Origin of the sequence: Streptomyces koelreuteriae, from assembly GCF_018604545.1 — a bacterium.
Classification (GTDB): Bacteria; Actinomycetota; Actinomycetes; order Streptomycetales; family Streptomycetaceae; genus Streptomyces; species Streptomyces koelreuteriae.
Window position 1 is genome coordinate 6,744,497 of record NZ_CP075896.1, and the last position, 12,417, is coordinate 6,756,913.

The window sequence follows — 12,417 nt, forward strand, 5'->3', positions numbered from 1 at the left end:
TCTAGTAATGCCCCCATACCCTCTGAGCCAAGGACCGTGATCGACGTGAAGGTCGGCATCCCCCGCGAGGTCAAGAACAACGAGTTCCGGGTGGCCATCACCCCCGCAGGCGTCCACGAGCTGGTGCGTCATGGCCACCAGGTCGTCATCGAGCGCGGCGCCGGCGCCGGCTCCTCGATCGTCGACGAGGAGTACGTCCTCGCCGGTGCCCAGATCCTGGGCACCGCCGACGAGGTGTGGGCCGCCGCCGACCTGCTGCTGAAGGTCAAGGAGCCCATCGCCGAGGAGTACCACCGCCTCCGCAAGGACCAGACGCTCTTCACCTACCTGCACCTCGCCGCCTCCAAGGAGTGCACGGACGCCCTCCTGCAGTCCGGCACCACGGCGATCGCCTACGAGACGGTCGAGCTGCCCAGCCGCGCGCTCCCGCTGCTCGCCCCGATGTCCGAGGTCGCGGGCCGGCTGGCCCCGCAGGTCGGCGCCTACCACCTGATGCGCGCCAACGGCGGCCGGGGCGTACTGCCCGGCGGTGTCCCCGGCGTCCTGGCCGGCCGGGCCGTCGTCATCGGCGGCGGTGTCTCGGGCTGGCAGGCGGCCCAGATCGCCATCGGCATGGGCTTCCACGTGACCCTGCTCGACAAGGACGTCAACAAGCTCCGCGAGGCGGACAAGATCTTCGGCACGAAGATCCAGACCGTCGTCTCCAACACCTTCGAGCTGGAGAAGGCCTGCCTGGAGGCCGACCTCGTCATCGGCGCGGTGCTGATCCCCGGCGCCAAGGCCCCGAAGCTGGTCACCAACGAGCTCGTCTCGCGGATGAAGCCCGGAAGTGTCCTTGTCGACATCGCGATCGACCAGGGCGGCTGCTTCGAGGACTCCCGTCCGACCACGCACGCCGAGCCGACCTTCCCGGTCCACGAGTCGGTCTTCTACTGCGTCGCCAACATGCCCGGCGCGGTGCCCAACACCTCCACCTACGCGCTGACCAACGCCACGCTGCCGTACATCGTGGAGCTGGCGAACCACGGCTGGGCGCAGGCGCTGCGCCGCGACCCGGCGCTGGCCCGGGGTCTCAACACGCATGACGGCAAGGTCGTTTACCGCGAGGTCGCCGAGGCCCACGGCGTGGAGCACGTGGAGCTGGCCTCGCTGCTCGTCTGAGTCCGACGGCCGGTAAATCGGCTAAGTCATCAACCCGTAAAGGCGATACGTCAACACGGGACGTCAACGCCGCGCGCCCGGCCGGACCTTGCCCGACAAGGTCCGGCCGGATGTGTGTATGGTCACTTCGCGCTTCTCGAGCAACTCGCCTCGAACGTAACCCTTCAACCGATTCGCACACCGGTGAAACCTGCCGTGCGACGGCCGTACGCCCTTGACAGCGGGATGTTTCATTGCCGACACATCGGGCCGGGTCCGGCGGATTGTGTTGCTGCGGACGCCCGACACGCCATAGAGTCGCCAACCGTCGGCATGGTGCCACGCTGACCTGTCTAGAAGTTTCCTGGTCACCAAGGAGGTAAGACGACTTGTGAATGAGTCGACATTTACTCCCGGGGGTGGCCAGCCAGGAATGCCTGCACGGGACCAGGAGCCCGCGGGATTCGCGGCTGTCGGCTCCGTCGCTGTGCGCACCTTCGCAGCCCACCAGAGTCAGCAGGCGACTCACACAGCACACCAGAAGATGGATGGCCATCACGTGAACGCCATGGCCGGCGGCGGAAGTGGCGCGCCCCACAACCAACTCGCCGACTACGACGAACTGCCCGAGGGGCACTTCTACGACCCCGACGCGGAGTACGAGCCCGACCCCGAGTACGCGGCCACTCTCGCGCCCGACGCGGCCAGACAGCGCCGGGAGCGCATCGGTCCGACGGGGCGTCCGCTGCCGTACTTCCCGATCCCGGGCCCGCTGGGCGACCACGGTCCCGCGAAGATCATCGCGATGTGCAACCAGAAGGGCGGCGTCGGCAAGACGACGTCGACCATCAACCTGGGTGCCGCGCTCGCGGAGTACGGACGCCGGGTCCTGCTCGTGGACTTCGACCCGCAGGGCGCGCTGTCGGTCGGTCTCGGCGTCAACCCGATGGAACTCGACCTCACCGTCTACAACCTGCTCATGGAGCGGGGCATGGCGGCCGACGAGGTGCTGCTGAAGACGGCGGTCCCCAACATGGACCTGCTGCCCAGCAACATCGACCTGTCGGCGGCCGAGGTCCAGCTCGTCTCCGAGGTCGCCCGCGAGTCGACACTGCAGCGCGCCCTGAAGCCGCTGCTGCCCGACTACGACTTCATCGTCATCGACTGCCAGCCCTCGCTCGGCCTGCTCACGGTCAACGCCCTGACGGCCGCGCACAAGGTGATAGTGCCGCTGGAGTGCGAGTTCTTCGCGCTGCGCGGTGTGGCGCTGCTGACGGAGACCATCGAGAAGGTCCAGGAACGGCTCAACCCGGAGTTGGAGCTCGACGGGATCCTCGCCACGATGTACGACTCGCGCACGGTGCACAGCCGTGAGGTGCTCGCGCGTGTCGTCGAGGCCTTCGACGACCACGTCTACCACACGGTCATCGGGCGCACGGTCCGTTTCCCGGAGACCACCGTCGCCGGTGAGCCGATCACCACGTACGCCTCCAACTCCGTCGGCGCCGCCGCCTATCGCCAGCTCGCCAGGGAGGTGCTCGCCCGGTGTCACGCCGAGTGAGTCTGCCGGGGGCCGACGAACTCTTCCGTACGACAGGGGGGATGGGGCTGCAGCCGTCCTCGCCCAGGCGTCAGGCCAACGGCGACGCCCGGGTGCCCGCTCCGGCGGGTGAGGGCGACGCCGCGGCGGGCGCGGAGGACGCGCCGCAGTCGGTGCCCGCACAGGGCGGCGACGGCGAGGGCGCCGAGCATGTGGCGGCGGACGCGGAGTCGGCCGATGCCGAGTCCCGCAGCCGCTCCGCGGCCGCGGACCGCTCCGGCGCGGGGCGGCGTCAGGCGGCGCAGGAAGGTTCTGCCGCCGCTGCCGCGGGCGCGGGCCCACGCAAGCGCGGACGGGCGGCCGCACGCCGCCCCAGCGGCCGCGAGCGGCACGACGAGAAGATCACCGTGTACGTGTCCGCCGAGGAGCTCATGGACCTGGAGCACGCCCGTCTCGTGCTCCGCGGCGAGCACGGCCTGGCGGTCGACCGCGGCCGCATCGTCCGTGAGGCGGTCGCCGTGGTCCTCGCCGACCTGGAGACCCGCGGGGACGCCAGCATCCTCGTACGACGTCTGCGCGGGCGGTAACGGTAGCCTGCGGGGGCCATGACCTCGAACGCTTCCCCTCCACCCGCCGACGGCCCGACCGGCCGTCGGCGCGCGTTGGGGCGGGGGCCGGGCGCTCCGCGGGTGGAGCCGGAACCGCCTCCGCCGTCTCCTGCGGAGGCGTGGCCCGAGGTCGCGCCGCTCGAGCCGGTGGCACCGGCTGAACCGACAGCGGCGGAGGCCTCGGGGCCGGTGGCCGAGCGGGTGGAGCCCGTTGAGCCTGTGGTGCCCGTCGAGGCCGCTGCGGGGGCCGAGGCACCGGGTGATGTCGCCGACGGGGTCTTCAAGGTTCGGCTCGCCAACTTCGAGGGTCCCTTCGATCTGCTGCTGCAGTTGATCTCCCGGCACAAGCTGGACGTCACCGAGGTCGCGCTGTCGAAGGTGACCGACGAGTTCATGGCGTACATCCGGGCGCTGGGGCCGGACTGGGATCTGGACGAGACGACCGAGTTCCTCGTCGTCGCGGCCACCCTGCTCGATCTGAAGGCGGCCCGGCTGCTGCCCGCGGCCGAGGTGGAGGACGAGGGCGACCTGGCGCTGCTCGAAGCAAGGGACCTGCTCTTCGCCCGGCTGCTCCAGTACCGGGCGTACAAGCGGATCGCGGACATCTTCAGCGGGCGGCTCGACGAGGAGGCCCGGCGCTGTCCGCGAACCGTCGGGCTCGAACCGCAGCACGCCGAGCTGCTGCCCGAGGTCGTCATCAGCATCGGCGCGGAAGGGTTCGCCAAGCTCGCCGTGAAGGCGATGCAGCCGAGGCCCAAACCGCAGGTCTACGTCGACCACATCCACGCCCCGCTGGTCAGCGTGCAGGAGCAGGCCCAGCTCGTCGTGGCCCGGCTCAGGGAGCTGGGCGCGGTCAGCTTCCGGGCGCTCATCGAGGACACCGACGACACCCTCACCGTCGTGGCCCGCTTCCTCGCCCTGCTGGAGCTGTACCGCGAGAAGGCCGTGGAGCTGGAGCAGGAGGCCGCGCTGGGCGAGCTGCTCGTGCGGTGGACCGGCGGGGACGGGGACGAGACCCCGACCGTCACCGACGAGTTCGACCGGCCGCCCGAGCCGCCGAAGGAGGAGAAACCGGCGTGAGCGAAGAAATCACCGAGATCCCGGCCGGAGTGCGTACCGTCGCCGATCTCGACCTCAAGCCCGCTCTGGAGGCCGTCCTGATGGTCGTGGACGAGCCCGCGACCGAGGAACATCTCGCGAAGATCCTCGACCGGCCGCGCCGCCAGATCACGGACGCGCTGCGCGAGCTGGCCGACGAGTACACCGTCCAGGGACGCGGCTTCGAACTGCGGTTCGTCGCGAACGGCTGGCGTTTCTACACCCGCGCCGCGTACGCGCCCGCCGTCGAGCGCTTCGTGCTGGACGGCCAGCAGGCCCGTCTCACCCAGGCCGCCCTGGAGACCCTGGCCGTCGTCGCGTACCGGCAGCCGGTCAGCCGCAGCCGGGTCTCGGCCGTGCGCGGAGTCAACTGCGACGGCGTCATGCGGACCCTCCTGCAACGGGGTCTGGTCGAGGAGGCGGGCACGGAACCCGAAACAGGTGCGATCCTGTACACGACGACGAACTACTTCCTGGAGCGGATGGGCCTGCGCGGTCTGGACGAGCTCCCGGAGCTCGCGCCCTTCCTCCCGGAGGCGGAGGCGATCGAGGCCGAGACCCAGGAGGGCGTACCGTCGTTCGACCCGGACGCACCCGATGACGACGTGCCGGGCCGCCCGGTCACCCCGGGTACCGACGACGAAGACGACCAGACGGAAATTTGATGCGAAGCAGCAGCGGCAGGAACAGCAGCGGAAACAACGGCGGGAGCCGTGGTGGCAACAGCGGCGGCCGCGGCGGGAGTGGTGGTGGTCGCGGCAACTTCCGCGGCGCCGGCAACAACCGCGACGACAAGCAGGGCAGCGGCCGTCCGAAGAAGCCGCGCCCGGAGGAGCGCCGCTACGACGTGGGCCCCGGGGCGACGAAGGACGGCCCCAAAGCCGGACGTGGTGGTGCCGCCCGCGGCGGCGCCAAGGGCGGTCCCAAGCAGCCTCAGCAGCGTGGGCGTACGGCTCCGGCCCGCGCTCGCGAGTACGAGGCGCAGATCGAGGAGCGCAACCGCGACCGGTACGCCGGGAAGAAGGACGTCAAGATCCCCAAGACCTTCCCGGGCGCCGAGCAGGAGGGCGAGCGGCTGCAGAAGGTCCTCGCGCGCGCGGGCTTCGGCTCCCGGCGCGCCTGCGAGGAGCTGATCGAGGAGGCCCGGGTCGAGATCAACGGCGAGATCGTCCTGGAGCAGGGTCGGCGCGTCGACCCGGAGAAGGACGAGATCAAGGTCGACGGGCTGACCGTCGCCACCCAGCGCTTCCAGTTCTTCTCGCTGAACAAGCCCGCCGGTGTCGTGTCGACGATGGAGGACCCGGAGGGTCGGCAGTGCCTCGGTGACTACGTCACCAACCGCGAGACCCGCCTCTTCCACGTCGGCCGGCTCGACACCGAGACCGAGGGCGTCATCCTGCTCACCAACCACGGCGAGCTGGCCCACCGGCTGACCCACCCGAAGTACGGCGTGAAGAAGACCTACCTCGCGCACATCGTCGGCCCCATCCCGCGCGACCTGGGCAAGCAGCTCAAGGACGGCATCCAGCTGGAGGACGGCTACGCCCGCGCGGACCATTTCCGGGTCGTCCAGCAGACCGGCAAGAACTACCTCGTCGAGGTCACCCTCCACGAGGGCCGCAAGCACATCGTGCGCCGGATGCTCGCGGAGGCGGGTTTCCCCGTCGACAAGCTGGTGCGGGTCTCCTTCGGGCCGATCACCCTGGGCGACCAGAAGTCGGGCTGGCTGCGGCGGTTGTCCAACACCGAGGTGGGGATGCTGATGCAGGAAGTCGATCTCTAGACGCAGCGCCGACCTCGACATCCTTGAGTTCCCCGTGCCCGGTGGGCGCGGGGAACTGTTCGTGAACGGCCGGAAGGAACCACCCCGCATGACCCTCCTCGTCCACAAGCAAGCCGCCACCGGAACGCTCACCGGCCTCGCCCTGGGCGACGCGCTCGGCTATCCGACCGAGTTCAGCCCGGTGGACAGGATCGTCGCCAGATTCGGCCCCTGGCGGCAGCTGGAGCTGCCGACGCCGGCGCTCGTCACCGACGACACGCAGATGACACTGGCGCTCGGCAGGGGCGTACGCACGGCGATGGACCGGGGCGTGCTGGAGCCCGAGGGGATGGCCGAGGCCGTGCGGCAGGAGTTCATCGCCTGGAACCGCTCGCCCGAGAACAACCGCGCCCCCGGCAACACCTGCCTGCGGGCCTGCCGCCTGCTGGAACTCACGGACCGCCCCTGGCAGGAGGCCAGCCAGATCCAGTCCAAGGGCTGCGGCGCCAACATGCGCGTCGCGCCGCTGGGCGTGATCCAGGGCCTGAGCGACGAACAGCGCGCGGGCGCCGCCCAGTTGCAGTCCGCCCTCACCCACGGGCACCCCACCGCGCTCGCCGCGTCCGACCTCACCGCGCATGCCGTACGCCTGCTCGCGCAGGGTGCCGAGCCGTCCGAGCTGATCGGCCTGCTCCGCTCGTACGCCCTGGAGAACCGCAGCCACTACCACGAGCGCTGGCTCGGCGACCTGTGGAGCCGGGCCAAGGCTCCGACGCCCGAGCAGTACATCGCGCTCGGCTGGGACGAGTGTCTGGCGATCCTCGACCGGCTCCGGGACGCCGTGGGCACCGTCTCGCCCGAGGACGACCCGTGCCTGGCCACCGGCGACGGCTGGATCGCCGAGGAGGCCCTGGCGACCGGGCTGCTGTGCTTCCTGCTCTTCCCCGACGAGCCGGTCACCGCCCTGCGGCGCGCCGCCTGCACGGCCGGCGACTCGGACTCGATCGCCTGCCTGGCGGGCGCCTTCGCCGGCGCGCATCTGGGCGCGGAGGTCTGGCCGGCCGAGTGGGCCGACCGCATCGAGTACCGGAGCGACCTGCTCACGCTCGGGGCGCTGTGGGACGCGTGACGGTCAGGTGAGACGGACCGAGTTCCCCTCCACCGTGATCTGCTCGGCGGGCAGGGCGCGGGTCGCCGGGCCGTGGGCGACCGCGCCGTCGGCGATGCGGAACTTGCTGCCGTGGCAGGGGCAGTTGATCGTGCCGTCGGAGACGGTCGTCACCAGGCAGCGCTGGTGGGTGCAGATCGCCGAGAAGGCCTTGAACTGGCCCTGCTCCGGCTGGGTCACCACGACCTCCTCGTTCTTGAAGATCTTGCCGCCGCCGACGGGGATCTCGTCGGTGGAGGCCAGCTCCTGACCGGCGGGGGCGTCCGTGGTCTCTTTGCCGGTGGGGGAGACCGTCGACGTGGAGCCGTTGCCGTCGCCGCCCCCGCCGCAGGCCGCGACCAGTGCGACCGCGCCTGTCGCGCCCGTGGCGAGGAGAACCGTCCGGCGCGTGGTGTCGTAGGTCATGTCGTCACTCCGAACGTGCCAAAAATGGAGAAAATGGACTTTTCTGAATCTTGGCACTGAAAATACCCAAGGAATAGTAATTCGGGTGTCTCATCGGGCGGGCGCCGCGCATCCCGTTCGCGCGGGCTGACTAGGCTGGACGGACGTAGAGCGACACGCACGTCAGCAAGGAGCAGCGCCGTGGCGGTACGAGCGGTCCGGGGGGCCGTCCAACTCGAGCGGGACGAGGCCGGGCACATGGACGAGCAGGTCGGAGCCCTGCTCACGGCCATCCTGGAGCGCAACGAACTCGAGGCCGACGACCTGATCAGCATCTGGTTCACGGCCACGCCCGATCTGCACAGCGATTTCCCGGCGGCCGCCGCCCGCAAGCTCGGCATCGTCGACGTACCGCTGATCTGCGCCCAGGAACTCGACATCGAGGGCGCCATGCCCCGGGTCGTCCGGGTCCTCGCGCACATCGAGTCCGACCGGCCCCGGGCCGGCATCGCCCATGTCTACCTCGGCGCCGCGGCCGCCCTGCGCAAGGACATCGCCCAGTGAGAACCGCACTCGTCATCGGCACCGGCCTCATCGGCACCTCCGCCGGCCTGGCCCTGTCCCAGCGGGGCGTCGTGGTGCACCTCGCCGACCCGAACCCGGAGCAGGCCCGTACGGCGGCCGCGCTCGGCGCCGGCACCGACGAGGCGCCGGACGGGCCCGTCGACCTCGCGATCGTCGCCGCCCCGCCCGCCCATGTGGCGGACGTGCTCGCCGACGCCATGCTCCGCGGAGCGGCCCGCGGCTACCTGGACGTCGCCAGCGTCAAGGGCGGACCGCGCCGCGAGCTGGAGGCACGCGGCCTCGATCTGAGCGCCTACATCGGCACGCACCCCATGTCGGGCCGGGAGAAGTCCGGCCCGCTGGCCGCGACCGGGGATCTCTTCGAGGGCCGCCCGTGGGTGCTGACCCCGACCCGGGACACCGACACCGAGGTGCTGAACCTCGCCCTGGAACTGGTCTCGCACTGCCGTGCCGTGCCGGTGGTGATGGACGCCGACGCCCACGACCGGGCCGTCGCCCTCGTCTCCCACATGCCCCACCTGGTCTCCAGCCTGGTCGCCGCCCGCCTGGAGAACGCCGAGGAGGCCGCCGTACGGCTCTGCGGGCAGGGCATCCGGGATGTGACGCGGATCGCCGCCTCCGACCCCCGGATGTGGATCGACATCCTCTCTGCCAACCCCGGGCCGGTCGCCGACCTGCTCACGGACGTCGCCGGCGACCTGGAGGAGACCGTGCGGGCCCTGCGCGCCCTGCAGTCCACCGACGACCACAAGCGCCGCGAGGGCGGCACCGGCATCGAGGACGTCCTGCGGCGCGGCAACGCGGGGCAGATCCGCGTCCCCGGCAAGCACGGCTCCGCCCCCCGGGTCTACGAGGTCGTGGCGGTGCTCATCGACGACCAGCCGGGACAGCTGGCCCGGATCTTCGCGGACGCGGGCATGGCCGGCGTCAACATCGAGGACGTACGGATCGAGCACGCGACGGGGCAGCAGGCCGGTCTGGTGCAGCTGATGGTCGAACCGAAGGCGGCACCCGTGCTGAGCGCCGCGCTGCGCGAGCGGGGCTGGGCGATTCGGCAGTAGGGCATCCTGGAACAGGGCCGTCCGACGCGCGGCCGGACGAGTGACCCGCACCCAGTAACCTTGTGCGGGGCCCTCGCGCCCTCACCCCGCCAGCCCGGTCCAGGAAGGTCTCCACTGTGGAAAGCCCCACGCCCGTGATTGTCGCCATCGACGGCCCCTCCGGCACGGGCAAGTCGAGCACGTCGAAGGCCGTGGCGGCACAGCTCGGGCTGAGCTACCTGGACACCGGCGCCCAGTACCGGGCGATCACCTGGTGGATGGTGAGCAACGGCATCGACATCGACGACCCCGCCGCGATCGCCGCCGCGGCCGGCAAGCCGGAGATCGTCTCGGGCACCGACCCGCAGGGCCCGACCATCACCGTCGACGGCGTCGACGTGGCCGGGCCGATCCGCACCCAGGAGGTCACCTCCAAGGTCAGCGCGGTCAGCGCGGTCTCCGACGTGCGGGCCCGGATCACCGAGCTGCAGCGCACGATCGCGGCCTCCGCGCAGGACGGCATCGTGGTCGAGGGCCGGGACATCGGCACCACCGTGCTGCCCGACGCCGACCTGAAGATCTTCCTCACCGCCTCTCCGGAGGCGCGTGCCGCCCGCCGCAGCGGCGAGGTGAAGGGCTCCGACGTCCACTCCACCCGCGAGGCCCTGATCAAGCGGGACGCGGCCGACTCCAGCCGCAAGACCTCGCCGCTCGCCAAGGCGGGCGACGCGGTCGAGGTGGACACCACCGAGCTCACGCTGGCCCAGGTCATCGAGTGTGTCGTCACCCTCGTCGAGGAGAAGCGGGCAGGGAAGTGACCGAGCTGCCTTCGGTACGGGGTGCCGAGGTCGGGCGGCGCATCGGCGTCGGCCTGATGTACGGGTTCTGGAAGCCGCGCGTGCTCGGCGCCTGGCGGGTGCCGACCAGCGGCCCGGTGATCCTCGCGGTCAACCACTCCCACAACATCGACGGCCCGATGGTCATGGGCGTGGCGCCCCGGCCGACGCACTTCCTGATCAAGAAGGAGGCGTTCATCGGGCCGCTGGACCCCTTCCTGCTCGGCATCGGGCAGGTGAAGGTGGACCGCGACACCACCGACCGGACGGCGATCACCCACGCGCTCGGCATCCTGGACAGCGGCGGCGTGCTCGGCATCTTCCCCGAGGGCACCCGGGGCGAGGGCGACTTCGCCTCGCTGCGCGCCGGGCTCGCGTACTTCGCGGTGCGCAGCGGTGCCCCGATCGTGCCGGTCGCCGTGCTGGGAAGCACCGACAAGCGCGGACGGTTGATAAAGGGGCTGCCGCCGCTGCGCTCGCGCGTCGACGTCGTCTTCGGCGAGCCCTTCGACGCGGGCGACGGCAGCGGGCGCCGTACGCGCAAGGCGCTGGACGAGGCCACCGGCCGCATCCAGAAGCAGCTCGCCGCCCACCTGGAAAACGCCAGGCGCCTCACCAGGCGCTAGGCAACACTGAGTAGTGGATCAGCCCGGAAGACAGCGGGTACTCCACCGACCACCAAGATGAACGACGAGGTACGGACTTCATGAACGACCACATCCAGCCCGACGGCTCGGCCGCCTCCGAGGGCGCGCACGAGCACGACCACGGGGCGCTCGGCGACGCCGAGTTCGCGGAGTTCATGGAGCTCGCCGCGGAAGAGGGCTTCGACCCCGAGGACGTCGAGGGCGCCATCGAGGAGGCCGGACACGGCCCGCTGCCCGTGCTCGCCGTGGTCGGCCGCCCCAATGTCGGCAAGTCGACTCTGGTGAACCGCATCATCGGACGCCGCGAGGCCGTCGTCGAGGACAAGCCGGGCGTCACCCGCGACCGTGTGACCTACGAGGCCGAGTGGGCGGGCCGCCGCTTCAAGGTCGTCGACACCGGCGGCTGGGAGCAGGACGTCCTCGGCATCGACGCCTCCGTGGCCGCCCAGGCCGAGTACGCCATCGAGGCCGCCGACGCGGTCGTCTTCGTCGTCGACGCCAAGGTCGGCGTCACCGACACCGACGAGGCCGTCGTACGGCTGCTCCGCAAGGCCAACAAGCCGGTGGTGCTCTGCGCCAACAAGGTCGACGGCCCGAGCGGCGAGGCCGACGCGACCGCGCTGTGGTCCCTCGGCATCGGCGAGCCGCACCCGGTCTCCTCGCTGCACGGCCGCGGCACCGGCGACATGCTGGACGCCGTCCTGGAGGCCCTGCCGGAGGCGCCCGAGCAGAGCTTCGGCACCGCCGTCGGCGGCCCGCGCCGGATCGCGCTGATCGGCCGCCCGAACGTCGGCAAGTCCTCGCTGCTGAACAAGGTGGCGAACGAGGAGCGCGTCGTCGTCAACGAGCTGGCGGGCACCACCCGTGACCCGGTCGACGAGCTGATCGAACTCGGCGGCGTCACCTGGAAGTTCGTCGACACGGCGGGTATCCGCAAGCGCGTCCACCTCCAGCAGGGCGCCGACTACTACGCCTCGCTGCGCACCGCCGCCGCCGTCGAGAAGGCGGAGGTGGCCGTCATCCTCATCGACGCCGCCGAGTCGATCTCGGTGCAGGACCAGCGGATCGTCACCATGGCCGTGGAGGCGGGCCGAGCGATCGTCGTCGCCTTCAACAAGTGGGACACCCTCGACGAGGAGCGCCGCTACTACCTGGAGCGGGAGATCGAGACCGAGCTCGGCCAGGTGGCGTGGGCCCCGCGGGTGAACGTCTCGGCGCGCACCGGGCGGCACATGGAGAAGCTGGTCCCGGCGATCGAGACGGCCCTGGCGGGCTGGGAGACCCGGGTCCCGACGGGCCGGCTGAACGCCTTCCTCGGTGAGCTGGTAGCCGCCCATCCGCACCCGGTCCGGGGCGGCAAGCAGCCGCGCATCCTGTTCGGCACCCAGGCGGGCACCAAGCCGCCGCGGTTCGTGCTGTTCGCCTCCGGCTTCATCGAGGCCGGCTACCGGCGCTTCATCGAGCGCCGGCTGCGCGAGGAGTTCGGCTTCGAGGGCACGCCGATCCACATCTCGGTGCGGGTGCGTGAGAAGCGCGGCGCGAAGAAGAAGTAGCGCGGAACAGTGAAGAGGGGCGGCCCCGCGGGGCCGCCCCTCTTCACTGTCCGGTG

Annotated in this window: 13 protein-coding genes; 12 read left to right on the plus strand and 1 reads right to left on the minus strand. The window is 71.0% G+C overall.

Annotation, left to right across the window (positions count from 1 at the left end; translation table 11 throughout):
• The first annotated feature begins 36 nt into the window (after positions 1–36).
• From ald to KJK29_RS30420, 7 genes are all read left to right on the plus strand, one after another.
• Positions 37–1,161, plus strand: a complete 1,125-nt coding sequence (gene ald / locus KJK29_RS30390) for an alanine dehydrogenase (protein WP_215122370.1) — start codon at positions 37–39, stop codon at positions 1,159–1,161.
• Positions 1,162–1,573: 412 nt separating this feature from the next.
• Positions 1,574–2,701 carry a ParA family protein gene (locus KJK29_RS30395; RefSeq protein WP_215122371.1) on the plus strand — a complete coding sequence of 376 codons (1,128 nt, stop codon included), beginning with the start codon at positions 1,574–1,576 and terminating at the stop codon, positions 2,699–2,701.
• Positions 2,686–3,267, plus strand: coding sequence for a hypothetical protein (locus KJK29_RS30400; protein WP_215122372.1), 582 nt, complete (start codon positions 2,686–2,688; stop codon positions 3,265–3,267). The genes KJK29_RS30395 and KJK29_RS30400 overlap by 16 nt, the downstream gene beginning before the upstream one ends.
• An 18-nt stretch (positions 3,268–3,285) precedes the next feature.
• Positions 3,286–4,368, plus strand: a complete 1,083-nt coding sequence (locus KJK29_RS30405) for a segregation and condensation protein A (RefSeq protein ID WP_215122373.1) — start codon at positions 3,286–3,288, stop codon at positions 4,366–4,368.
• Positions 4,365–5,051: an SMC-Scp complex subunit ScpB gene (gene scpB / locus KJK29_RS30410; protein WP_215122374.1), complete on the plus strand. Its 687-nt coding sequence runs from the start codon at positions 4,365–4,367 to the stop codon at positions 5,049–5,051. The genes KJK29_RS30405 and scpB overlap by 4 nt, the downstream gene beginning before the upstream one ends.
• Complete coding sequence (locus KJK29_RS30415) at positions 5,051–6,169, plus strand: pseudouridine synthase (protein WP_215122375.1); 1,119 nt, start codon at positions 5,051–5,053, stop codon at positions 6,167–6,169. Before scpB ends, KJK29_RS30415 begins: the two co-directional genes overlap by 1 nt.
• Positions 6,170–6,257: 88 nt before the next feature.
• On the plus strand, positions 6,258–7,277 hold the full coding sequence (locus tag KJK29_RS30420) for an ADP-ribosylglycohydrolase family protein (protein WP_215122376.1): 1,020 nt from the start codon (positions 6,258–6,260) through the stop codon (positions 7,275–7,277).
• A 3-nt stretch (positions 7,278–7,280) separates the two neighbouring features.
• Here KJK29_RS30420 and KJK29_RS30425 read toward each other — a convergent pair whose 3' ends face one another.
• Positions 7,281–7,721 (minus strand): Rieske (2Fe-2S) protein, encoded by a 441-nt coding sequence (locus tag KJK29_RS30425; protein WP_215122377.1) that lies wholly within the window; start codon positions 7,719–7,721, stop codon positions 7,281–7,283.
• Positions 7,722–7,901: 180 nt separating this feature from the next.
• On the opposite strand from KJK29_RS30425, the gene aroH reads away from it, so the two are divergent.
• The 5 genes from aroH to der all read left to right on the plus strand — a co-directional run bounded on the left by aroH (position 7,902) and on the right by der (position 12,361).
• A complete protein-coding gene (gene aroH / locus KJK29_RS30430) occupies positions 7,902–8,264 on the plus strand; it encodes a chorismate mutase (RefSeq protein ID WP_215122378.1) in 363 nt (120 codons plus the stop codon).
• Positions 8,261–9,346 carry a prephenate dehydrogenase gene (locus tag KJK29_RS30435; RefSeq protein WP_215122379.1) on the plus strand — a complete coding sequence of 362 codons (1,086 nt, stop codon included), beginning with the start codon at positions 8,261–8,263 and terminating at the stop codon, positions 9,344–9,346. Before aroH ends, KJK29_RS30435 begins: the two co-directional genes overlap by 4 nt.
• 116 nt (positions 9,347–9,462) lie before the next feature.
• A complete protein-coding gene (cmk, locus tag KJK29_RS30440) occupies positions 9,463–10,143 on the plus strand; it encodes a (d)CMP kinase (RefSeq protein WP_215122380.1) in 681 nt (226 codons plus the stop codon).
• Positions 10,140–10,787 carry a lysophospholipid acyltransferase family protein gene (locus KJK29_RS30445; protein WP_215122381.1) on the plus strand — a complete coding sequence of 216 codons (648 nt, stop codon included), beginning with the start codon at positions 10,140–10,142 and terminating at the stop codon, positions 10,785–10,787. The genes cmk and KJK29_RS30445 overlap by 4 nt, the downstream gene beginning before the upstream one ends.
• 80 nt (positions 10,788–10,867) lie before the next feature.
• Positions 10,868–12,361, plus strand: a complete 1,494-nt coding sequence (gene der, locus KJK29_RS30450; RefSeq protein ID WP_215122382.1) for a ribosome biogenesis GTPase Der — start codon at positions 10,868–10,870, stop codon at positions 12,359–12,361.
• Positions 12,362–12,417 lie beyond the last annotated feature (56 nt).